Here is a 22,939-nt window from a genome sequence, read left to right as displayed (position 1 = left end):
GGACTAGTTTCCCGGCTCGAAGCTGCAGTCGGCGCCGCCGCCGGCCTTGTCCTTGATCACTGTTGGATCGAGCGTGCAGGACAGTTTCGACAGCGCCTCGTAGATCGTGCCCGCGGCGCCGTCGGGCGGCACGCCGGCCAGCGCCACGGTCGCGAAGATCGCGTTGGCCTCGCGTCCCTTCACGGTACGGGCGTTGCCGCCGAAGCTCAGTTCGCAGGAGCGCGAGGTGATGTCGACATTGCTGGCGCGGCAGACGACCTTGTCGGCGTTGACGGTGATCTTGCTGGCAATGGGGACATTGCTGTCGCCGCCAAAGAACGCGGCGACCGCCTTCTTCTCCTTGGCCGGCAGCTGCGAATAGGGCGCCACGACGCCGGCGAGCGCCAGCGCGACCGAGCCCGAGGTGGTCGCAGGCGCGGCCCATGCGGTTGACGCGGCCAGCGACAATGAACATGCGAGGATCGTCAGTCGGCCCAGTCTCATTCCCGTCTCCTGTATCTGCGCTTTCCGCGGCGCGGAATCGCTACCATGTCTCGTGACCTCAAGGGGTGATGCCATTCACACGCGATCCCGCAACTTCGCGTGAGGCGCGGATGCGCACAGGGCAGGGCGGCCCCGCGTGGACCCGCTTGCACGATCGCGCCATCGGCGGCACAGTCCGATCCGTGGCAGCGATGCCGCCAACAATGACGACAAGAAGATCAATCCGGGGAACGCCATGGCGGCCACGCGCATCGACTGCGACATCCATCCCGCGGTGGGGGGAACGCGCACTACGCTGCTGCCCTATCTGAGCGATCACTGGAAGGAACAGGTCGTCAGCCGTGCCATCGACGGGCTCGACCTCAATTCCTATCCGCCGTCGATGCCGCTGTCCGGCCGCGCCGACTGGCGGCCGGCCGACGGCAGCAAGCCCGGCAGCGATCTCGCCATGGTGCAGCGCGGCGCATTCGACCAGCTCGGCGCCAGCCACGCGATCTGCAATGTCGTCTATGGCGCGCAGGCGGTGTTCGATTCCTACATGGCGGCGGACTTCTGCAAGGCGATCAACGACTGGATCGCGGCCGAGTGGCTTGCCAGGGACACGCGGCTGCGCGCCTCGATCGTGGTGCCGATCCAGGCGCCGGACCTTGCGGTCGAGGAGATCGAGCGCAGGGCCGGCGACAATCGCTTCGTCTCGGTGCTGGTGCCCTCGCAAGGCGAGACGCTGCTCGGCCGGCGGCATTACTGGCCGATCTATCAGGCCGCCGAGAAATACAGGCTGCCGATCGCGATCCACGCCGGCAGTGCCTACCGCGGCGCGCCGAGCTCGATCGGCTGGCCGTCCTACCGCTACGAATATTATCTCGCCGAAGCGCAGGCGTTCCAGGCGCAGACGCTGAGCCTGATCTATGAGGGCGTGTTCGGGAAGTATCCGGGATTGACCGTCGTGCTGATGGAGTCAGGCGTCAGCTGGCTGCCGGCCTTCATGTGGCGCGCCAACAAGACCTGGCGCGGCGTGCGTGTCGAGGTGCCTTGGGTGGAGCGCGAGCCGGCCGCGATCATCCGCGACCATTTCCGCGTCACCATGCAGCCGTTCGACGCGCCGCTGGATGCAACCGGCGTCGCTGACATCATCGACCAGATCGGCTCCGACAAGATGTTCCTGTTCGCGTCCGACTATCCGCATTGGCAGTTCGACGGCGACGATCCGGTTCCGCGATATCTGCCTGACAGCATCGTCAAGCGGATGTGCGAGGACAATCCGATTGAAACGTTCCCGCGTCTGAAGCTCGACGCCTGACCAAATTCAAAGGAGGATCGCATGAGTGACGTCATCGACCGCCCGATGCTCGACCAGGAGAAGACCGCCGCGTCGCGGCTCAGAATCATCGATTGCGACATCCATCCGAGCATTCACGCGCACAGCGACCTCAACGAGTTCCTGCCAAAGCGCTGGCAGCAGCATCTGAAGGAATATGGCAGCCATCTGCGCACGCCCTATATCGGCACCACGCCGTATCCGCGCTCCTCGCCGCTGATCGCGCGGCGCGATGCCTGGCCGCCGACGGGCGGCGTGCCCGGCTCCGATCTCGATTTCATGCGCAAGCAGCATCTCGATCCCTTCGACGTCGAGTTCGGGATTTTGCAGGTGCTCGATCTCTTCATCTTCTCGCAGCAGAATCTGGAATTCGGCGCCGCGATCCAGCGCGCCATCAACGACTGGCAACTGGCGTTCTGGGCGCATCGCGATCCGCGCCTGAAGGCCTCGATCCTGGTCGGGCAGGATGGCTCCGACCTCGGCCTCGCCGAGATCGAGCGCTGCGCCAGATCAGGCGAATACATCCAGATCAACGTCTCGCCGCGTGCCAACGAGCCGCTCGGCCGCCGCCGCTACTGGCCGATCTATGAACGCGCGCAGGAGCTCGATCTGCCGCTCGGAATCCATGTCGGCGGCTATGGCGGGCATGCGCCGACCGGCGGCGGCTGGCCGTCCTATTATTGCGAGGAGCATCAGTCGAACGCGCACACGGTGGCCTCGAATCTCACCAGCCTGGTGCTGGAGGGTGTTCCCGAGCGCTTCCCGAAATTGAAGATCGTGTTCATCGAGGGCGGCTTCGGCTGGATCCCCGCGACGATGTGGCGGATGGATCAGCACTTCGAACGCTTCCGCAGCGAGGTGCCGCATCTGAAGCGCAGGCCGAGCGAATATGTGAAGCAGCATTTCTGGTTCACGACCCAGCCGATCGACGAGCCGGATGAAGCAAGGCACCTGCGTCAGCTGATCGAATGGGTCGGCATCGACCGGCTGCTGTTCTCGTCGGACTATCCGCACTGGGACTATGACGACGCGCGCTACGCCTTCAAAACACCGCTGACGGACGCCGAGCGTCGCAATATCTTCAACAGCAACGCCCGCGCGGTTTACAAGTTTTAGGATTGAGATGTCCTCGCTTCGAACCGAGCCGCAGACTCCGGTTCACCTCGCCCCGCGTGCGGGGAGAGGTCGGAATGCATCGTTAGATGCATTCCGGGTGAGGGGGAGCCTCCGCAATCTCATCTGTCACCGTATCCGCGGAGATCGCCCCTCACCCCAACCCTCTCCCCGTAAGAACGGGGCGAGGGAGCGCACCGCGGTCGCTATCCGACCTAATCTCACTGTCTTCCAGGATTCCGATGACCCGTCACATCGTCGCGCGCACCAGTGAGATTCCGGCCGGCGGCAACAAGGTGTTCGGCCTCGAGGGCCGCGACATCGTCGTGTTCCACGTCAATGGCGAGTTCTTCGCGCTGCTCAATCGCTGTCCGCATGAAGGCGCGCCGCTGGAGAAGGCGGCCTGCGTCGCGCGCCTGACCTCGCCGGAGCCCGGCATCTATCAGCGCGACCGCGTCGGCGAGATGCTGCGCTGTCCGTGGCACGGCTGGGAATTCGACATGCGCAACGGGCAGTCCTGGTTCGATCCCAAGCGGTTCAGGATCCGCTCCTATCCGGTCGCGGTCGAGAGCGGCGCCGAGTTGCAGAAGGGGCCGTATGTCGCCGAGACGTTCCCGGTGCATATCGAAGACAATTACGTGATCGTCGAGATTTAAGGCGGCGCGTTTGCGCATTTCGCGCGACCGTGAGCGCCGCCGCGGGCCTCGTCATGGCAGGACAATCCCGGCCATGACGCAAATAACGTTATTGCGATTTATGCAATAATGAAGTGCCGTCGACGGCAATTATAATAACGGCTGCAATGGGCCACCTTGGGGTCGCGGTCGGGAATGAACCCGTCCACCACCATCAGGAACGGCACATGAAGCTCTATCACTTCGCTCTCTCCGGCCACGCGCATCGCGCGCGGCTGTTTTTGTCCCTGCTGGGAATTCCGCACGAACTGGTTGACGTCGACCTCAAGTCCGCCGCGCAGAAGCGGCCGGAATTTCTCGTGCTCAACCCGTTCGGCCAGGTGCCGGTGCTGGACGATGACGACGTCATCATCTCCGACTCCAACGCGATCCTGGTCTATCTCGCGACCAAGCTCGGCCGCACCGACTGGCTGCCGCAGGATGCAAAGGGCGCTGCCGCGGTCCAGCGCTGGCTGTCGGTTGCTGCCGGCGATCTCGCGTTTGGGCCCGCAGCGGCACGCCTCATCACCGTGTTCGGCGCAAAGCACAATCCGGACGACGTGATCGCGCGGGCGCATGTCCTGCTGAAGCGGCTCGAGGCCCATCTCGCCGGTCGCGACTGGCTGGTCGGTACCGCGCCGACAATCGCAGACGTCGCGCTCTACAGCTATCTGTCGAGTGCGCCCGAAGGCAATGTCGATCTCTCCGCCTATGCGCGCGTCAACGCGTGGCTGCGCCGGATCGAGGCGCTGCCGGGCTTCGTGGCCTTCGCCAAGACCCCTGTCGGTCTTGCGGCCGCGTGACCTGCTGACCGGGCGTGCCGTCGGCGCGCCCGTCCAACCCCGAAGGGGAGGGCGGTACGATGAGCGACAGACGAACCAAGAGCAAGCTCGCGACCTGGCATGCCGGCGAAAAGGCGATCCAGCAGCAGGTCGGCGTCGCCGAGAACATGGAGGCCGTCGGCCAGCGCGCGGTGCGCGACTTCATGCCCGACCAGCACCGCGATTTCTTCGCGCAGATTCCCTTCATCGTCGTCGGCAGCGTGGACCGAAGCGGCGACGCCTGGGCCTCGCTGCTGACCGGCAAGCCCGGCTTCATCTCCTCGCCGACGCCGCGCAGCCTCGAGATCGATGCGCGGCCTGACGGCAGCGATCCCGTCAGCGAAGGCATGCGCGAGGGCGATGCGATCGGACTGCTCGGAATCGAACTGCACACGCGGCGCCGCAACCGTGCGAACGGGCTGCTGCGCGCGGCATCAGGCAAGGCGCTCAGCTTCGAGCTCGATCAGAGCTTCGGCAATTGCGCGCAATACATCCAGCTTCGCGATTTTGCCTTCGTGCGCGCGCCGGATGAACCTTTTGCGGGAGAGATCGAGGCGAGCACGACGCTCGATCAGGCCGCGCGCGACACGATCAAGGCGGCCGACACGTTCTTCGTGGCGTCCTATGCCGAACGTGAGGACCGTCGCCAGGTCGACGTCTCGCATCGCGGCGGCCGCGCGGGCTTCGTCCGCGTCGCCGACGACGGCACGCTGACGATCCCCGATTTCGCCGGCAACCTGTTCTTCAACACGCTCGGCAACATCCTGGTCAACGGCAAGGCCGGGCTGGTGTTCGTCGATTTCGAAACCGGCGACTTGCTGCAACTGAGCGGCGATGCCGAGGTGATGCTGGACTCGCCGGAGATCGCGGCGTTTCAGGGCGCCGAGCGGCTCTGGAGTTTCCGTGCCCGCCGTGTGGTGCGCAGGCGCGGCGCGCTGCCGCTGCGCTGGGCGTTCCGGGCCGAAGGCTGGTCGCCGAATTCGCTGATGACCGGCGACTGGGTGCAGGCCGCCGAGCGGATCCGCGCGGCCGAGCGCGCCGCGCAGTGGCGGCCGTTCAAGGTCACTGGGATCGTCGACGAGAGCCGATCGATCCGTTCGTTTCATTTGCAGCCGGACGACGGCGCGGGGCTGCTTCCGCACCAGGCGGGACAGCATTTGCCGATCCGTCTCTCGTTGCCCGGTATCGACAAGCCAGTCATCCGCACCTACACGCTGTCGGTCGCGCCGTCGGACGACATGTACCGCATCAGCGTGAAGCGCGACGGCGTCGTATCGCAGCATCTCCACGACACCATCCATGTCGGCGACATCATCGAAGCGCGCGCGCCGGCTGGTGGCTTCACGATCGATGCGCGCGAGAAGCGTCCCGCGGTGCTGCTCGCCGGCGGCGTCGGCATCACGCCGCTGCTCGCGATGCTGCGCCACGTGGTCTATGAAGGGCTGCGCACCCGTGGCATCCGGCCGACGACCCTGATCCAGGCCGCGCATGCGAAACGGGACCGCGCGTTCGGCGATGAATTGCAGCAGCTGGTGGATGCCGCCGGCGGCGCGGTGCGGATCATCCGCGTCCTCGGCGATGTCGACGGCGCCGAGCAGGGCACAGACTACGACGCTGCGGGACGGATCGACATGGCGCTGTTGTCGCGCGTCCTGCCGTTCAACGACTATGACTTCTATCTGTGCGGGCCGCCGCAGTTCACCCAATCGCTCTACGACGCCCTGCGCGGCTACAACATTGCCGACGGCAGGGTTCACGCCGAAGCCTTCGGTCCTTCATCGCTGGTCCGGAAGCCCGACCTCGTCACTGCAGCGCCGCCGCGCCGGCCACGGGCGACGACGCCGATCCCGGTCGCCTTCACCACATCGCTGAAGGAGGCGCGCTGGACGCCGGAGGCGGGGACGCTGCTCGAACTGGCGGAAGCGCGCGGCCTCAGCCCCGCCTTCAGCTGCCGGGAAGGCAATTGCGGAACCTGCCGAACCAGATTGCTGGCAGGTGCCGTGACCTATGTGAAGCAGCCCACTGCAGAGGTGGCCGACGACGAGGTGCTGATCTGCTGCGCGGTGCCGGCGAAGGGGGCGGCCGACGGCGAGGATCGGATCCAGCTTGATCTCTGATCAGCCGTGCCGCAGGACGCCGGCCTGCGCAACTTGATCGCCTAAGAGATGAGGTTGAATGGCAATCGCAAGGTGGTGCGCCCCCTCTCCCGCTTGCGGGCAGGGCAATCGCATATGGAAAGAAATCTGTCGGGCAGTGTCCTCGCGGCCATCCTTCGAGACGCCCGCCTTCGGCGGGCTCCTCAGGATGAGGATCTTGTTTTGCGGCACAATAGTAGACCCTCATGGTGAGGAGCGCCGCTTGCGGCGCGTCTCGAACCACGAGGCCGAGTTACCTCCGCAGCCGCCGAAGGGGCATATGCGATTCCCCTGTGCTTGCGGGGGAGGGTTGGGGTGGGGGCTCTCTCCGCGAGTCACGCTGCGGAGAAAGCCCCCACCCGCATCGCATCTTTGATGCGATGCGACCTCCCCCGCAAGCGGGAGAGGTGGAGTCAGTGCGTCGTGAGATTGATCGAACTGACTTCATCATGCTCAGCCCATGCTGCCCGGCATGAAGCAGCGTGGCCTCGGATGTCCGTCCAGGTAATACGGCCAGACCATGGTGCGGCCGGCGCGGTTCGGTCCGGCGACGACGGCGTCATCGGGAACGTCGACCCACTCACCCTCGAGGCGGACACGATAGTGGCCGTCCCTGGTGTCCCAATCGGCGTCATCGACACGCTTCGCGTCGCTGCCGTCGCAGCAGGGTCCCTTGACGCTGCGCAGGCTCTCATACCAGCCGTTCAACTCGGGTTGCTGGTGGTCATGGGCCTGTGCCGTGCCGATCGCCGGCTTCGCCAGCAGGGCTGTGACTGCAACGAGCGTCGCACGCCAAAACCGTTTGTTCATCTGATCCTCAAATCCGGAAAGCCCATGACAGCCAACCCGGACATGGTCATCGGGATCAGGACATCAATCATATGATGATCGTCATTTAATCACATTCGTGAGAGGCGCGCGGGGGGCTGCCGGAAGGCCGGGGGCTGGCCAGCTCAGGCGAGCAGGCTCATCACCTGGTCGATCACGGCCTTCACCTGCTTCGAATCCGGCCTCTGGTGCGCGAGCGCCAGCAGGCCGGCATGCACCACCATGATGGTGTGGGCGGTCACGTCAGGGTCGAAGCTTTTGCTGAACTGGGCGCGATCGGTGCGCAGCCGTGTGCGCAGCAGCTCTTCAAGCCGCCGGTTGTAGCGCTCGATGCTCTTGCGGAGTTCGACCTGGTCGAGCGAGCCATCGGTCGCGGAGTTGATCGACAGGCAGCCGCGCTGTCCCTTCTCGCCCGAGCAATAGGGAATGAAGCCGGTGAGCCACTGCTTGATGATGTCCCGTGCGGGCCCCGGCTGCGCCAGCACGCGCTCGGCCCAGCCGAGGATGCCGTCGTGATAGCGGTCCAGCACCTTCAGGAACAACGCGTTCTTGTCGCCGAACGCCGCGTAGAGGCTGGGCTTCGCGACGCCGCTCGCCGCCGTGATCTCGTCGAGCGAAGTCGCCTGAAAGCCCTTCCGCCAGAACATCTGGCGGGCGATTTCCAGGACATCGTCCGGATCGAAGCTGCGCGGCCTTGCCATATCCGTCTTTTATGTACTCTCGCGTCGGATGTGAAGCCTTCACCTTGCCGTGAAGGCAGGCCCGGCTATTGACGTAATCTCTATTCTGTACTTAGAAGTACATAATGAAATCGGGAGGTCACGCCATGAAAGCTGTTCAGGTCGTTGCGTTCGGACGTGCTGCGGAGGTGGTCAAGCTCAATGAGGTGCCGGACGTGGGCAGCCCCGGCCCCGACGAGGTTGTGGTCGCGGTGGAGGCCGCGCCGATCAACAATTCGGATTTCATGATCATCGCCGGGCGATACGGCTATCTGCCGTCGCCGCCGGCCACGCTCGGGATCGAGGGCGTTGGAAGGGTCGTCGCCAGAGGATCACAGGTGAGGAACCTGAAGGAAGGCGACCGCACGCTGATTCCGTTCACAGTCCCGACCTGGACCGAGCGGGTCAAATTCACGGCGTCATGGCAGCGTCCGCTGCCCGAGAATGCGGATGTCCGGCAGCTCTCCATGATCGGGGTCAACCCGGCCACCGCCTATTTGCTGCTGACCGATTTCGTGAAAGTCGCGCCCGGCGGCTGGGTGATCCAGAACGGCGCCAACTCGGCGACGGCCCGCGCGGTGATCGCAATCGCCAGATCGCTCGGGCTCAAGACCGTCAACATCGTCCGGCGCGAGGAGGTCGTGGATGAGGTCAAGGCGATCGGCGGCGATATCGTGCTGCTCGACGGGCCGGATCTCGCCAAGCGCGTCGCCAGGGAAACGGGTCGGGCGCCGATCCAGCTGGCGCTTGACGTCGTCGGCGGTTCATCCGCCTTGAACCTGATGAACTGCCTCGCGTCAAAGGGCGTGCTGGTGATCTACAGCGCGATGAGCGGCCAGCCGTTCTCCGGCTCGGCCTTGAGCGTGATCTTCAACGAGGTGTCGGTGCGCGGCTTCTGGCTCGGCCATTGGGGCAAGACCGCGACCGATCAGGCATTGGCCGGAATGTACGACCATCTGGTGCCGATGGTCGCATCGGGCGCGATCAGCGCGCCGGTCGTGGGGACTTATCGCCTGGAGGATTTTTCGCAGGCGATCGCGCAGGCGTCGGCATTCAAGGGCAAGGTGATCTTCACGCCAAGCTAGAGCACGATGAGATTAGGTTGAGCTGTAAACCGCGTCGAAGGTTCACCTCTCCCTTGGGAGATCCCTTGGGAGAGGTCGATTTGCGCAGCAAATCGAGTGAGGGGTTACGGTCTATCGAGAGAGCCCTCACCCGGATTGCACCGGACGATGCTTCGCATCGCCAGGCACAATCCGACCTCTCCCCGAGGGGGAGAGGTGGACCGAAATCGCGGCAAGCCGGGCCAGCTAGACGATGGTCGAGAGCGTGAACGCGTGCCACGCACCCCAGTCAATGCCATCGTACGCTCGCACATACATGCTGTCAGTGCCGGTGGTGGCGCCGCCACGCATCCAGATGTCATCGAGGTCGGCGGCATTGACGTCGATCACGGTGCTGGCTGCCCAATGGGAGTTCGCAGAGGTCCAGAAATAGCCGCTGTTGGCGTTGCTGCCGCCATCCCAAAACTGGTATGCGGCCGCGGGATTTCCGTCGACGTCGGAATAGGACAACAAATTGCTGACCTGGCTCCACTCATTGATGTGCAAGGTCTGATTGCTGACCGAGGCATCGGGTGCGTGGTTTGGCAGCGACGTCAGGGTAAAGCTGTCCCAATTGCTCCAGGCGGTGCCGTCGAACGCCCTGACCCACATGGTCTCGGAGCCGCCGGCGGTGCCGCCTTGCACCCAGATGCTGGACAGATCGGACGCCGGAACGTCGATCACCGTGTTGGCTGCCCAGTGTGAATTGGCCGGCGTCCAGAAATAGGCGCTGTTGGCGGCCGAGCCACCGTCCCAGAACTGGTATTTGGTGATCGCATCGCCGTCAGCGTCGGATGCCGTCGTCCAGTTGACGAGCTGCGCCCATTGCGCGGCGTTCAGGGTATGATCGTTGATCGTCGCGGTCGGAGCCGTATTGGTCGACGTCAGAGTAAAGCTGTCCCAATTGCTCCAGGCGGCACCGTCGAATGCCCTCACCCACATCGTCTCGGAACCGGTGGTCGAGCCGCCTTGAATCCACAGATTGGCCAGATCGGATGCTGAAACGTCGATCGTCGTGTTGGCAGCCCAGTGGGAATTGTCGGGCGTCCAGAAATAGGCGCTGGTCGTCCCCGCGCCGCCGTCCCAGAACTGGTATTTGGTGATCGTGTCACCTTCGGCATCGGTGGCAGTGAGCCAGCCCTGCGGTTTGATCCATTGATTGACGTGCAGCGACTGGTCGTTGACGGTCGCGACCGGAGCCGTGTTCGGCGTCGACGTCAACGTGAAGCTGTCCCAGTTGCCCCAGCCCGTTCCGTCGAATGCTCTGACCCACATCGTCTCGGAACCGGTCGTCGAGCCGCCTCGCACCCAGACGTCGGCCAAGTCGGCCGCCGAGACTTCGATCGTCGTGTTGGCGTCCCAGTGGGAATTGGTTGGAGTCCAGAAGTAGCCGCTGGTGGCAGACGTGCCGCTGTCCCAGAACTGGTACTTCGTGATCGCATCATGATCGGCATCCGTCGCCGTCAGCCAGCTGCTGATGGTGACCCACTGATCGATGTGCGTGGAATGATCGCCGATCGTCGCGACGGGGGTCGAGTTCGTTGACGTCAACGTGAAGCTGTCCCAGTTGCCCCAGTCCGATCCGTCGAACGCTCTGACCCACAGCGTCTCGGAGCCGGTCGTCGAACCGCCGCGGATCCAGACATCGGCCAGCTCGGCCGCCGATACCTCGATCGTCGTGTTGGCGTCCCAGTGGGAATTGGTTGGAGTCCAGAAGTAGCCGCTGGTTGCGGACGTGCCGCTGTCCCAGAATTGGTATTTGGTGGCGGCATCCCCGTTGGCGTCGGTGTAATTCAGCCAATCCGTGGCTTGCACCCATGTGTTGATATGCAGCGATTGGTCGCTGATCGTGGCAACCGGCGTACTGTTCGGAATCGTCGTGAAGGTGAACGACGTCCAGGTACTCCAGGCAGTCCCGTCGAAGGCACGTGCCCACAGCGTTTCCGAGCCGCTGACCGAACCGGAACGCAACCACACCTCGGAGAGGTCAGACGCCGCGACGTCGATGACGGTGTTGGCGTCCCAGTGGGAATTGGTTGGAGTCCAGAAGTAGCCGCTGGTCGCGGACGTACCGCTGTCGAAGAACTGATAGCTGACCGCGGAATTGCCATCGGCGTCGGAATAAGTGAGCCATGGCTGTATTTTTTGCCAGTGATTGGACAACAGGCTGTGGTTGCCAATCGTGACGACCGGTGCGGTATTGGCCATGGTTTGCGTCCTCGTGGGGTGCGCCGGTCGAGACCGGCTAATTTCCAAGGTGCAAGGCAATCAATTTTGGACCGTGAGGCGGGCTATTCCTGGTCCAGTGTCGTTCGGCTGGGATCAGCGCATTCCAAAGAAATCGTTAATATCAAATTCAGGATCGCAGAATTTCAATGCAGCATCTATGATGGGTGTCACACCCATCAGTTGGGTCGCGTGCGGCAAAGTGTCCTAGGCCTCGATTCCAAACGGCCTCGCGTGACTCGTGCCGCCTTTACCATTGCATCTTGAGATGCCGGGGCGAGATCGTCGCAGCCGCAAGGCCAGTAGTTTTTGAATTTTTATCCGAACGACTCGTGACCGGTGAAGAACAGCAGTTGAATACCCGCCGCGGCCAGGATGAAGGCCAAAACATATCTGGTAGCGGTTTGCGATAGCCACCGCAGACCTATCGTCGTCCCGATCATGGCGCCAGCCAGCGCTGCTAATGCGTAAAGCCATGTGTCGCTGGTAGGCATTTGGCCCGCATAAACAGCCCCGATCAATCCGACCGCCGAATTCGCGAGAATAAACGGCGCTGACAGCGCCGCTGTCTGCTTGGGTGACGCCCATTGTAATGCGACCAAGATGGGCGCGAGAAAGACCCCTCCGCCGACGCCAGTTAGCCCGGAGACAAGGCCGACACCCGCGCCTACTGCGCCCGCGCCCCATACCGGCGTCAGTCGATCCGGCTCGTCAGCCTTAGGACGACGGAAGGGAAGGATAGCCGCAGCAGCGAGAAGAACCACTCCGGTCGCGACGTTATACAGACCTTCGTCAAGAACGATGAACCCGCCAACAAGAGCGGTCGGGAGCGACGCAATGAGGAGCAGCCTTAGCTTCGCCCAATCAACCAAGCCCCCGCGATGAAAGCGCCAGGTCGAATAGGTGGCTGCGATGATGTTGAGCAGCAGCGCCGTTGGACGCATCTCGTTCGAAGGGAACGAGGCGAACGCCATGAGAGCAAGAAATGCTGTCCCGCCAGCTTGACCAACCGTAGCATAGAGCAGCGAGACGCCGGCGAACATCAACGTCAGCATTGAGGTTCTTTCCCAAGCGTGCCGAGGCTAACAGAACGTCAGGACGACCCCAAAGGCAAAAAACGTTCCGTCGATACGATAGGCGGCGCGATCGTGACCACGCAACGGTCGCGGTCCTCGCGACAAGCCAACTGCAACGTCTCGAAATCGATGACTACTTGATCGTCGCGCGCACCGTGATGACCGAGGTGCCGGATGCCTTCGGCCCCTGGCCCGTTGCCTTGATGGCAAACGTATCGCTGCCCTTGTACTTGGCCTTCGCCCTGTATTCGAAGGTCGATGCGTTGATCTTCTTCAGCTTGCCGTAGGCCGGCTTTTGCGAGATCGCGGAGTCCGTCACCGTGCCGCGGATCCCGATCGGGATCTGGCAGCTTTGGCCCGAGGCGACGTCGATATCGCCGCTCGAATTCTCGCCCCAATCCGCCAATGTCATCGACATCGAGCATTCCGGCACGGGCTGCGCCGAAGACGCCGGCGTGACATTTGATGCAAAGATGAGTGCCAGGGCGACGACCCCCGACGCCCGCGTCGTGACGATACTCGTTTTCATGCAAGGCCCACTGCTGAAGGTTCTCGGCGCAAGAATCCTGCAACGTGGAAGCAGGGGTGGCAAGGGCTTCGCCTCGCCCGCGCGACATGTGTTGAAATGCCTGGGCGCTTGTTGCGTCGCTGAAGCGCCCCCATAGTCACCGCAGCCTTGATCTGATCGGGGCAAAGGCGCGCGTGACAAGGAAGGGTTCCAATGGCTGAAAGCAACGACGGTCAGGCAAAAGCTCAACCAGCCGGATTTGCCGGCGTCACCCGCAAGACCCTTGAGCGTCTCGCTTTGCCCGGCGATGATCGCGAACTTGTCGTCGCCGAGGTGATCTATCCGCCCGGCGGGGTAGCTCCGCTGCACCGCCACCCCGTTGGCGGCGTGGTCTTCATCGTCGAAGGCGTTGCCGAGTCCGCGTATGGCGACGAGGCGCCGCGCCAGTATCGGGCAGGCGAGACCTTGCAGGATCGACCCGACGTTCCCCACACGCTGTTTCGCAATTGCGATCCGGAACGGCCGCTGCGCTTCCTGACGATCTACGCGCTCGAACCCGGGCGCGCCTACACGATGGAGCCGTGAGGTTGCGAAAAGGCCGGAGGCAAAATACTACCGCTGGCTCGCTTGAGGTTTCGGGTTTGCGCCAGCCAGCGGAGGTGGAACGGCGAGCAGGAGGCAAACCGATTCCACCAGGAGTTCATGTGCACGGTCGACAATGTCGTCCAACGAACTCGTCTTCGCGAACATGGCCTGGGCTTCAGCCAACAACCGGTCACGCGTTGGTATGCTGGGCAGATGCAAGTCGGCACGATGCTGCAACAGAGCAAGCGCTTCCCGCACCGACAGTCCGGTTTCGTGGACCGACGATTTGATAGCCAGCGCGATGTATTCGGGATTGAAGCGACCAGCGAGTTGCTCAGCCGTTCGCTTGATCACACGCGATCCCAAGCGCTGCTCGTTGCGGAGGACCTGCATGGGCGGCGCCTTCAGATCCCAGACAATACCGAGCCAGGACAAGGCCACCAAGACATAATAGGTCACGTCAATCTCCCACCACCGGAAGCCTTGCCGCGCACTACTTTGATAGGCGTGATGATTGTTGTGCCAACCCTCACCCATCGTAAACAGAGCCAGCAGCCAATTGTTGCGGGAGTCATCGCCCGTAACATACCGCTTGCGTCCGTGAACATGTGCGAGGGAGTTGATGCAAAACGTTGCGTGATACAGCAGCACGGTGCTCCAGAAGAAACCGACCACGAGCCCCGGGCATCCGGCAATGAGGAAGCACAGACCTGCGACCACGATCGCCGGCAAAACCTCCAATCTGTGCAGCCACATCAACTCCGGATATGAGGCGAAATCCGAAACTTTCGTCAGATCCGTTGCATCGTGCTGTCGATAAAAGATCCAGCCGAGATGACTGTACACGAAGCCCTTATGCCCCGGTGAATGCACATCCTGCTCGGTATCCGAATGAAGATGGTGATGTCGATGTTTCGCGGCCCACCAAAGGACGCTTTTCTGGGCGCTGCTTTGGGCAAGGAATGCAAGGATGAATTGAAACGTCCGGCTTGTTGAGTAAGCCCGGTGCGAGAAGTAGCGATGATACCCGGCCGTGATCGCAAACATGCGCAGCCAGTATAGGGCGACGCAAATTGCAGTCGCCTGCCATGAGACGCCCGTCCAGACCGCCGCCAGACATCCTGCGTGCACCAGCAGGAACGGGAGGACCTGCGGGTACATGATGTCGTCGTGCTGCGGAGCTGGATCGATATTGGGGGACACGCTAGCGACCTCGGCTGCTTCAATGCGCAGGCCGTTTCGCAGGCGGACGGTTCAAGTCCTGATCCTGGCGGGCATCGCGCGCGGTGTTGACAAAGAGAACCCCGCGGCCGGGTGACCAGTCGCGGGGTCGCGTAACCAGAGGCTTTGCCAGTTCATCCGTGGTCAAAGCAGCATGGCCGATTGTCGCAGCTTACACCGCGCGCAGATTGTCCGCAGCAGATTTGCCGGTGCGGCGGTCTGCAACGATCTCAAAAGAGACCTTCTGTCCCTCGTTGAGGGTGCTCATGCCGGCGCGTTCGACTGCGCTGATATGAACGAAAACGTCCTGGCCTCCCTGGTCCGGCTGAATGAAGCCGAAACCCTTCTGGCTGTTGAACCACTTCACAGTTCCCATGCTCATGGAAAATCGTCCTATAGATGCGTGTTTGGAGCCGCACTCACGAGCGCAGCAGGCGAATTCGAAGTTTAGGGGGTGAGGGTCGTCAGTCAGGCACGCTATCAGCGGCGAGGCCAAGTCGTTCGGCCGAAACTCCATCCGAGGTATATGGCTACGGTTCGGTCATTCCGCAAGCGGTTTCCTCCCTTTCTGACCTCGGCCGCTGCGTCCCCCTGTGAATGTTTGTAATTCATGGAGCGCCGCGGCAAGCCTGCCTGACCGCATGGCGGGGGGACATCGTGCGGTTACGTGCACACGTCCTAATCCTTCTTCGCCGTCAGCCCGTCGACCATCGCGCGCGTCAACGTTGCGATCTCGCTGCGCAATGCGCCGATCGGCACCGCGATCAGCTTGTGCTCCAGCCCGAGCGCGACCATGCCATGCACGGCGGAGAACAGGCTGCGCGCGGTGACGCCGAGTTGCGCCGGCGAACGCTGCGGAAACAATGCGGCGAGCGGCTTGTAGATGTGGCGGAACAATTCCATCTGCTCGGTGATCGCCCATTCCGGCACCGGCTTGCCGGGCTGCATGCGATGCTCGAACAGCGCGCGCCACAGTTCGAGATTGTCAGCGGCGAAGTCGCAATAGGCGACCGCGATCCGCACCAGCATCTCGCGCGGCGCCGCAGCCCCGCCGATCTCGGCCAGCGACAACGACGCATCGAGCCGCGCCAGCGTGCGCGAGCCGACGCGCAGGATCAGCTCGTCGACATCCTCGACCAGATTGTAGACGCCGCCATTGGCGACCCCGATTTCCTGGGCCAGTTCGCGGGTTTTCAGGCCACCGAGACCCTTTGCCGCAATCGCCCGTTCCGCCGCCTCGATCAGCGCTTCCCGCAGTTTTGCTCGTCGTTCCAATGCCTTGGACATCTTTGATCCTTCGTTAACCATCGACTTGAGCGACGCTCAAATAATTCTTGAGCGATGCTCATTATGTGGTACAAGAGATTCATGAGCGATGCTCATAACAGGGAGCGACCAAATGTTCAAAACTGTTTTCACTCTTTTCCGCGGCAGCGTGGCAGCAGCGGAGGAGGAACTGCAAGACCGGACCGCGCTGGTCATCCTCGACCAGCAGATGCGCGATGCCGCCGCCGCCGTCGACCGCTCGAAGCGGACCCTGGCGCTGGCCATCGCCGGCGACCAGCAGGAGGGCCGGCGGCTCGACGCCACCAACGCCCGGATCGCCGATCTCGAGGTGCGCGCGTCGGCGGCACTCGAGGGCGGCCGGGAAGACCTCGCCCGCGAAGCCGCGCAGGCGATCGCCAATCTCGAAGCCGAGCGCGATGCCGCGATGACCGCACGCGCGCTGTTCGCCTCCGAGATCACGCGGCTGAAGCGCCATGTCGGCAACGCCGAGGCGCGCATCGCCGAGCTCGACCGCGGCCGGCGCCTCGCCCGTGCCTCGGAAGCGGTGCGTTCGCTGCGCCGGAGCGGCATCGAGGCAGCGCGCCCCTACGAGTCGACGCTGCCGGAAGCGGAGGCGACGCTGAAGCGGCTGCGCGAGCGGCAGATGGAGATCCAGGCCGCCGACGAGGCGTTGATCGAGATCGACGCCGCCGCGGGACCATCAGCCACCGCCGAGAAGCTCGCCGAGCAGGGCTTTGGCCCGCGCATGAAATCGACCGCCGACGACGTGCTGGCGCGGCTGAAAGCCAAGCGCCCGAACGCAGCCTGAAATCTCAAGCCTGAAATTGATCCTTCGTCAATTTTCGCAACATCAAGGAGATTACCATGAACCAGACCATCCAACCCCACAGCGGCAGCTGGGTTACCTTCACCTACGCGTCCTTCGCGGCTTCCGCCTTCCTCGTCGCCATCGGCGTGTTCTTCCTGCCGATCGACCTCTGGATGAAGGGCTATCTGACGATGGGCATCGTGATGCTGATCCAGACCTGCGTCACGCTGACCAAGACGGTGCGCGACAATTACGAGAGCAGCAAGTTCGTGAACCGCATCGAGGACGCCAAGGCCGAGCGCCTGCTGATGGAAGTCTCCAAGGCAGGGTGAGCTGGAGCGAGGACGAAACGGCGGGTGTTTCGCACCCGCCGCTTTCGCCTAAAACGCTTTGCGCCGATCGGGCGCTAGACTCGGCGGTCCCGTCATCCTGAGGAGCGCGTAGCGCGTCTCGAAGGATGCACGGCCCGGCTGGTGGCCGTCGACCCTTCGAGACGCGCGTTCCGCGCTCCTCCAGCGACAACGGCAAAGCCGTTGCGCGGGGGTGACGGTGAAGGAGCTGGCGCTCTGCAGCCACGAGCTTCACTTCTCGCAATGACCGTGGATAGGCCGCGGGCCGCTTACGGCCAACTTGTTCCGTTTCCGGAAGGCCTTGTTTACCCTGCGGCTAACAGCGTCAGGTTGCGCTCATGGCTCCTTAACAGGGGTGAGTGCAGAGATCGCGCCCGAGGGACAGAGAAATGGCGTCCACGGACAATCCCACGCCGGCTTCGCGCGGCAGCAAGAACCTTGGCAAGGCGCGCGCCGCCCTTGAGGGCCTGCGCAGCCATGGCGGCTTCTGGCTGAAGGCGCTGTCGCAGCCGACCATCGATCTCAGCCTGCGCACCCAGGTCGGCCAGCGCACCCGCATCGTCGAATCGCCTGGCCTGTCGCTGCCGAGGGCCGAGCTCGACGCGCTGGTCGAGCAGCTGCGCATCGTCGCCACCAAGACTCTGCCCGAGGAGAGCCTGACCTATGGCATCTTCTCCGGTGAACCCGAGCGGCTGTCGCGCGCCATCGTCACCTTGATCTCGGAGGAAGACACCGGCCGGCCGATCGCCTTCAATGCGCTGTCGGTGATGGACGTGCCGCTCGACGGCGAGCCGGCCGAGGTCACCCATCTCGGCCTCGTCATGGTCGATCCCGATGTGCGCGGGCAGGGGCTGTCCTGGGTGCTGTACGGTCTGACCGCGCTGGTGCTGTTCGCCCGCGACGGGCTGCGGCCGAAATGGATCTCCAACGTCACCCAGGTGCCGGCGGTGGTCGGCATGGTCAGCGATACATTCTCGGACGTATTCCCGTCGCCGCTGCCGGGCGCGCGCCAGAGCTTTGCGCATCTGCAGCTGGCGCGCGGCATCATGGCAAGGCATCGCGCGGTGTTCGGCGTCGGCGAGGAGGCCGGCTTCGACGAGGCGCGCTCGGTCATCACCAACGCCTATACCGGCGGCTCGGACGCGCTGAAGAAGACCTTCGAGATCGCACCGAAGCATCGCGATGCCGTCTACAACGAGTTTTGCGCCCGCGAGCTGGACTACGCGCGCGGCGACGACGTGCTGCAGATCGGCCGCGTCGATCTTGCCGGCGCGCGCCGCTATCTCATGAGCGAGGTGCCCTCGGGCTCGCTGCCGTCGCTGCTCGCAGCGTCCGCGATGCTGGCGCTGCAGCGGCTGGTGCTGCCGGTGGTCTATTGGATGGACGACAGCCGCGCCTTCGGCACGCTGCGTCCGCGCAAGCAGGATAGCGGGGCCGCGCGATGAATTTCGACTACTACTCCTTCACCGGCCGCAATATCGGCTTCATCGACGAGCACGAGCAGCAGTTGTTGCGTCAGGCGCGGGTGTTCGTCTGCGGCGTCGGCGGCATGGGCGGCGCGGCCTTCATGGCGCTGGCGCGCGCCGGCGTCGGCAAATTCGTGATCGCCGACATCGACCGCTTCGAGGTTTCCAACCTCAACCGCCAGGTGTTCGCCTTCGCCGACGAGGTCGGGCGCGAGAAGGCGGCGGTTGCCGCCGAAGCCGCCAGGCGCATCAATCCGACCATCGAGATCGAGGTGCTTGGCGAGAACTGGACCGGCGAGCTGGCCGGGATCGCCGCGCAGTGCCCGGTCATCGTCAACGGCATGGACGATATCGCGGCCGGCGTTCATCTGTACCGGACCGCGAAGCGCGCCGATGCAACGGTGATCGACGCCTACATGTCGCCGCTGCCGTCGGTGATCGTGGTGCGCCCGCACGATCCGCGGCCCGAGCAGCGCCTCGGCTTTCCGACCCTTGGCAAGGACTGGACCGATATCACCGAGGACGACCGACGCGCCGCGATGCGCGCCGAGATCGAGCACGTGATGCTGCATTCCTCGTCGCGCAACTATGTCGACCTCGCCATCGCCGGCGAAGTCGCCGCCGGCCGCCGCAGCCGGATGTCGTTCGCGCCGATGGTGATCTCGACCGGCATGCTGATGGCCTATGAGGCGGTCGCGCTGATCCTCGGCCGTACCTCGGGCACCGATTGCCGCGGCTGGTTTCTCAACCCGCATCGGCCGGCGATCGAGAAGCCGCGCAATGCGCTCGTCGCCGCGCTGATGCGTCCGCTGGTGCGGCGGGCGATCGATGAACTGACTGGCAGCAAATGACCTCCGGGGTGATCGCCGATTCCATCGTCAATCTGTGCGGCGCCATCGGGCTTGCCGTGGCAATGATGACGTTCTACCGGCGCGATCCGAGGAGCCCGCTGACGCGCCGCCTGCTGCTCGCGCTCGGCGTGATCGCGATCCTGTTCCTCGACCGCGGTCTTGCCTGGTGGACCGGAAGCCGCCTGCTCGACCGTCTCTCGGTGATCCCGGCCTCGCTGGTCCCGCTCGGCGCCCTGATCGTCACCGAAGGCATTTTGCGGCGCCACGCGCCGCGCGCGGTCAAGATCGCGGCGCTCGCGGGCGGCATCCTGCTCGGGCTTGGCGGCCTGTTCGGGCTGCAACGGCTGGCGATGCCTTACGCGATCGCGCTGGCGCTGTTCCAGCTCTTGGGCTTCGCCACTTGCGCGTTCCTGCTGGCGACGCGGGATCGCGCCGCGCTGATGGCCTCGGAGAACCGCAGCATCGGCCGCATGGCGGTCGGCGCGCTGGTCGTGATCCCGTTCATCCTGACCGATTTCCGCACGCTGTTTCCTGATATCCCTGTGCGGCTCGGCGCGCTGGGCGCTCTGCTCACCGTGACCGTGATGCTGATCGCCGGCGGCGGCGCCGAGACGCGCCGGCACGGCCTTGCGATGATGGCGCTGCGGCTGATCTCGTCGGGCCTCTTGGGCCTCGCCGCTGCCTTCATGGCGCCCGACGTCGACGCCGCGCAGATGGTCCGTTTCGTCGCGGTTGCGATCGCCGGCGTCCTGACCATCGGTCTGATGACGGACGCGCTGCGCGCGCTGTTCGAATCGCAGGAGCCGGGCGTGCTCAATTCGGTCGCGGCATCGCCGGCGCAGACCCGCGAGCAGTTGATCGCCGAGCTGGCGCGGCATCCGATCTTCGAAAGCGCGCGGCGCTTTCGCGAGAACGAGCTCGCGCTCTACGATCCGCCGCTGCTGCACGACTTCCTGTCGACGCGGCGCGTGCTGCGGCGGTCCGACGCGCCGTGGGGACTGGCGCCGACCGATCCCGCGGCCGAGCGCATGGTCTCGCTGATCTCAGCCAACAACGCCTCCCATATCATCGTGCTCGCGCATGATCCGCTCGACCTGATTGTGCTCGCGGTGCCCGTCACCGCGGCCGATCCCGCCACTGAAACCGCGCTGGCGCTGGTACGCCGGCTCTTGGCGTTGACCCCGGAGGCCAAATGACATCAGAGATCCGCGAGGGCGACCGCAGGGCGGCATTCGACGCCGCGCTCAATGCCTATGGGCGCGGCAGCCTCTACGTGCCGCCGCTGTGGAGCGATTTCGACCGGATGTTCGATCCGGCGAAGAACCCGTTCGTCACCGAAGGCCACGGCCGCTATGCGCTGTTTTCAGCGCATCGCGATGGGCGGCCGGTCGGCCGCATCGCCGCCTCGATCCACGACGCGTCCAACCGCAAGCACGGCACCCGCCACGGTGCATTCGGCTTCTTCGATTGCATCGACGACGTCGAGGTGGCCGATGCGCTGCTGAGCGCCGCCGAGCAATGGCTGTCGGCGCGCGGCATGAGCCGCGTCGCCGGCAATTTCAATCTGACGGCCATGCAGCAGATCGGCGTGATGACCGACGGGTTCGACCATGCGCCGTTCACCGACATGATGTGGTCGCCGCCGCACATCGCAAAGCATCTCGAACGCGCCGGCTACGCCGCGACCTTCCCGATGACGACGTTCGAGATCGCGCTCGACGGCGGCAAGCCGGAGCAACTGCTCGGCGACAAGCAGCGCGCGGTGCTCACTGACCCGGATTTCGTCTGGCAGCCGATCAAGCGTTCCGCCTTCAAGGTGCGGCTGGAGGATGCGCGGCTGATCCTCAATGACGGCTTTGCCGACAACCCGATGTTCGTGCCGCCGACCGCCGCCGAATATCTGTTCCAGGCCGGCGACATGATGTGGATCATCGACAAGCGGATTTCGACCGTGGTGTATCACCGCGGCCGCCCCGCCGGCGCGATCATCGCGATCCCCGACCTCAATCCGCTGATCAAGGCGATCGGCGGCCGGGTCGGACTGACGGCGCCGTTCAAATTCGTGCAGCACCGCATCATGAACAGGCGCGCGGTGCTGATCTATCAGTCGGTCTGCCGCGATCTGCACAATCGCGGCCTCAACGGCGCGATGCTCTACCGCACCGCGTTGGCGTTGCAGGAGGCCGGCTACCGCACGCTGGGCGGCACCTGGATCGCCGATATCAACGGCCCCTCGCTGCGCCAGGTCGAGAAGGTCGGCGCAACGCCGCTGCACCGGCTGCATCTGTTCACCAAGCGGCTGGCCGCGGCATGAGCGCGCTGACGCCGGATTTGCTGCGCGAGGTGGTCGCGGAGGCGCGGCTGGCGCCGAGCGTCCACAACATCCAGCCGACGCGCTGGCGCCTCATCGACGACGGGCGGCTGGCGCTGGTCGACGCGACCGGCGTGCGCGCGCCGGTCGCCGACCCCGCGGGGCATGACGTTCGGGTGTCGCACGGCGCGGCGCTGGAGGGCATGAGCCTGGCGCTCAACCGCCGTGGCTTCGCAATCACGGGCATGACCACGATCGAGCAGCCGCTGTCGCCGCAATTTGCCGTGCTCTGCTCTTTTGCGATCAAGCAAGGAGCCGAGCCCGATCTGCTGGCGGACCTCGTGGCACACCGCACGTCGTGGCGCGGCAAGTTCGCGGCGTCGCTTGATGATGCGGCGGCGCTGGCGCAGCTGGCTGCCGCGCGCGACGATGTGATCAGCATTGGCGATCGCCGGGCGATTGCCGATATCGCCGGCTGGGCCGACCGGGCCGAATTCTCCTTTGTCCGCGGCGACGACTACCGGGCTGAGCTGCTTGCATGGATGCGGCTGTCGCCCGGCCATCCGCGCTATCCGCTCGACGGGCTCAACCGTGATGTGCTCGCCATGAATGCGGTCGAGGCCACCGCCGCGCGCTACGTGCTCGGCACCCTGTTCAAGCCGCTCGATCGTCTCGGCCTCGCCGCGTCGTTGCTTGCCGACGGCGCCAAGACCGCGTCGGCATCGGCGATCGTGCTGTTTTGCCGTCCCGTCGGTGAGGATCCACTCACGACCGGTCGGCATTTCTACCGCGCATGGCTGGAGATCGATCGCGCCGGTTTCGCGGCGTGCCCGATCTCGGCGCTATCAGATCATCCTGATTTCAACGACCGGCTGCGAAAGCTCGGCAAAATTGGCGCCGATCTGCGCCTCGTCAACGTGTTCCGCATCGGCCGGCCATCAAAACCGATCAAACCGCGGCATTTCCGGTTGCCGGTTGACCGGCTCATTGTCTGAAAATTAAGCTGCAATCCCCGCTGTCAAAACTTCACGCGGTCGTGCTATGACGCCGGCCGCT

At 64.3% G+C, this 22,939-nt stretch carries 23 protein-coding genes; 14 read left to right on the top strand and 9 right to left on the bottom strand.

Annotation, left to right across the window (positions count from 1 at the left end; translation table 11 throughout):
- Nucleotides 1–3: 3 nt before the first annotated feature.
- Nucleotides 4–483, bottom strand: coding sequence for a hypothetical protein (locus QJT82_RS21215; protein ID WP_028341305.1), 480 nt, complete (start codon nt 481–483; stop codon nt 4–6).
- 235 nt (nt 484–718) lie between these two features.
- On the opposite strand from QJT82_RS21215, the gene QJT82_RS21210 reads away from it, so the two are divergent.
- From QJT82_RS21210 to QJT82_RS21190, 5 genes are all read left to right on the top strand, one after another.
- A complete protein-coding gene (locus QJT82_RS21210) occupies nt 719–1,783 on the top strand; it encodes an amidohydrolase family protein (protein WP_028341304.1) in 1,065 nt (354 codons plus the stop codon).
- A 21-nt stretch (nt 1,784–1,804) separates the two neighbouring features.
- On the top strand, nt 1,805–2,917 hold the full coding sequence (locus QJT82_RS21205) for an amidohydrolase family protein (protein WP_028341303.1): 1,113 nt from the start codon (nt 1,805–1,807) through the stop codon (nt 2,915–2,917).
- Between the two features lie 239 nt (nt 2,918–3,156).
- Nucleotides 3,157–3,570 carry a Rieske (2Fe-2S) protein gene (locus QJT82_RS21200; RefSeq protein WP_028341302.1) on the top strand — a complete coding sequence of 138 codons (414 nt, stop codon included), beginning with the start codon at nt 3,157–3,159 and terminating at the stop codon, nt 3,568–3,570.
- Between the two features lie 206 nt (nt 3,571–3,776).
- Nucleotides 3,777–4,391 (top strand): glutathione S-transferase, encoded by a 615-nt coding sequence (locus tag QJT82_RS21195; RefSeq protein WP_028341301.1) that lies wholly within the window; start codon nt 3,777–3,779, stop codon nt 4,389–4,391.
- Nucleotides 4,392–4,450: 59 nt separating this feature from the next.
- A complete protein-coding gene (locus QJT82_RS21190; RefSeq protein ID WP_028341300.1) occupies nt 4,451–6,526 on the top strand; it encodes a pyridoxamine 5'-phosphate oxidase family protein in 2,076 nt (691 codons plus the stop codon).
- A gap of 471 nt (nt 6,527–6,997) precedes the next feature.
- Here the strand turns inward: QJT82_RS21190 and QJT82_RS21185 are convergent, their stop codons facing one another.
- A complete protein-coding gene (locus QJT82_RS21185) occupies nt 6,998–7,354 on the bottom strand; it encodes a hypothetical protein (RefSeq protein WP_028341299.1) in 357 nt (118 codons plus the stop codon).
- A gap of 143 nt (nt 7,355–7,497) precedes the next feature.
- Nucleotides 7,498–8,073 (bottom strand): TetR/AcrR family transcriptional regulator, encoded by a 576-nt coding sequence (locus tag QJT82_RS21180; RefSeq protein ID WP_028341298.1) that lies wholly within the window; start codon nt 8,071–8,073, stop codon nt 7,498–7,500.
- A gap of 125 nt (nt 8,074–8,198) precedes the next feature.
- Here QJT82_RS21180 and QJT82_RS21175 point away from each other — a divergent pair, with 125 nt between their 5' ends.
- A complete protein-coding gene (locus QJT82_RS21175; RefSeq protein ID WP_028341297.1) occupies nt 8,199–9,176 on the top strand; it encodes a zinc-dependent alcohol dehydrogenase family protein in 978 nt (325 codons plus the stop codon).
- A 225-nt stretch (nt 9,177–9,401) separates the two neighbouring features.
- Here the strand turns inward: QJT82_RS21175 and QJT82_RS21170 are convergent, their stop codons facing one another.
- The 3 genes from QJT82_RS21170 to QJT82_RS21160 all read right to left on the bottom strand — a co-directional run bounded on the left by QJT82_RS21170 (nt 9,402) and on the right by QJT82_RS21160 (nt 13,025).
- A complete protein-coding gene (locus QJT82_RS21170) occupies nt 9,402–11,402 on the bottom strand; it encodes a hypothetical protein (protein ID WP_245288739.1) in 2,001 nt (666 codons plus the stop codon).
- Between the two features lie 335 nt (nt 11,403–11,737).
- Nucleotides 11,738–12,475, bottom strand: a complete 738-nt coding sequence (locus tag QJT82_RS21165; RefSeq protein ID WP_028341295.1) for a sulfite exporter TauE/SafE family protein — start codon at nt 12,473–12,475, stop codon at nt 11,738–11,740.
- A gap of 154 nt (nt 12,476–12,629) precedes the next feature.
- The gene (locus QJT82_RS21160) at nt 12,630–13,025 is read right to left on the bottom strand and encodes a hypothetical protein (RefSeq protein WP_245288738.1); all 396 of its coding nucleotides are present in this window, start codon (nt 13,023–13,025) and stop codon (nt 12,630–12,632) included.
- 192 nt (nt 13,026–13,217) lie between these two features.
- Between QJT82_RS21160 and QJT82_RS21155 the strand changes: the two genes are divergently transcribed.
- Nucleotides 13,218–13,589 (top strand): cupin domain-containing protein, encoded by a 372-nt coding sequence (locus QJT82_RS21155; protein WP_028341293.1) that lies wholly within the window; start codon nt 13,218–13,220, stop codon nt 13,587–13,589.
- 27 nt (nt 13,590–13,616) lie between these two features.
- Here QJT82_RS21155 and QJT82_RS21150 read toward each other — a convergent pair whose 3' ends face one another.
- From QJT82_RS21150 to QJT82_RS21140, 3 genes are all read right to left on the bottom strand, one after another.
- Nucleotides 13,617–14,750, bottom strand: a complete 1,134-nt coding sequence (locus tag QJT82_RS21150) for an acyl-CoA desaturase (RefSeq protein WP_155258545.1) — start codon at nt 14,748–14,750, stop codon at nt 13,617–13,619.
- Between the two features lie 232 nt (nt 14,751–14,982).
- Nucleotides 14,983–15,192: a cold-shock protein gene (locus QJT82_RS21145; RefSeq protein WP_028341292.1), complete on the bottom strand. Its 210-nt coding sequence runs from the start codon at nt 15,190–15,192 to the stop codon at nt 14,983–14,985.
- Between the two features lie 296 nt (nt 15,193–15,488).
- Entirely contained in the window at nt 15,489–16,097 is a 609-nt protein-coding gene (locus tag QJT82_RS21140; RefSeq protein ID WP_028341291.1) for a TetR-like C-terminal domain-containing protein, read from the bottom strand.
- Between the two features lie 112 nt (nt 16,098–16,209).
- Here QJT82_RS21140 and QJT82_RS21135 point away from each other — a divergent pair, with 112 nt between their 5' ends.
- The 7 genes from QJT82_RS21135 to QJT82_RS21105 all read left to right on the top strand — a co-directional run bounded on the left by QJT82_RS21135 (nt 16,210) and on the right by QJT82_RS21105 (nt 22,878).
- The gene (locus QJT82_RS21135; RefSeq protein ID WP_028341290.1) at nt 16,210–16,905 is read left to right on the top strand and encodes a PspA/IM30 family protein; all 696 of its coding nucleotides are present in this window, start codon (nt 16,210–16,212) and stop codon (nt 16,903–16,905) included.
- Nucleotides 16,906–16,961: 56 nt separating this feature from the next.
- Nucleotides 16,962–17,237, top strand: a complete 276-nt coding sequence (locus QJT82_RS21130) for a YiaA/YiaB family inner membrane protein (RefSeq protein ID WP_028341289.1) — start codon at nt 16,962–16,964, stop codon at nt 17,235–17,237.
- Between the two features lie 407 nt (nt 17,238–17,644).
- Entirely contained in the window at nt 17,645–18,700 is a 1,056-nt protein-coding gene (locus QJT82_RS21125; RefSeq protein ID WP_210199787.1) for a hypothetical protein, read from the top strand.
- On the top strand, nt 18,697–19,572 hold the full coding sequence (locus QJT82_RS21120; protein ID WP_028341287.1) for a ThiF family adenylyltransferase: 876 nt from the start codon (nt 18,697–18,699) through the stop codon (nt 19,570–19,572). Before QJT82_RS21125 ends, QJT82_RS21120 begins: the two co-directional genes overlap by 4 nt.
- On the top strand, nt 19,569–20,768 hold the full coding sequence (locus QJT82_RS21115) for a hypothetical protein (protein WP_028341286.1): 1,200 nt from the start codon (nt 19,569–19,571) through the stop codon (nt 20,766–20,768). The genes QJT82_RS21120 and QJT82_RS21115 overlap by 4 nt, the downstream gene beginning before the upstream one ends.
- On the top strand, nt 20,765–21,886 hold the full coding sequence (locus tag QJT82_RS21110; RefSeq protein WP_028341285.1) for a hypothetical protein: 1,122 nt from the start codon (nt 20,765–20,767) through the stop codon (nt 21,884–21,886). Before QJT82_RS21115 ends, QJT82_RS21110 begins: the two co-directional genes overlap by 4 nt.
- On the top strand, nt 21,883–22,878 hold the full coding sequence (locus QJT82_RS21105; protein ID WP_028341284.1) for a hypothetical protein: 996 nt from the start codon (nt 21,883–21,885) through the stop codon (nt 22,876–22,878). Before QJT82_RS21110 ends, QJT82_RS21105 begins: the two co-directional genes overlap by 4 nt.
- Nucleotides 22,879–22,939 lie beyond the last annotated feature (61 nt).

It is taken from the genome of Bradyrhizobium sp. Mp19, from assembly GCF_029952935.1.
Classification (GTDB): Bacteria; Pseudomonadota; Alphaproteobacteria; order Rhizobiales; family Xanthobacteraceae; genus Bradyrhizobium; species Bradyrhizobium elkanii.
This window is presented reverse-complemented; position numbering and strand designations above follow the sequence as displayed.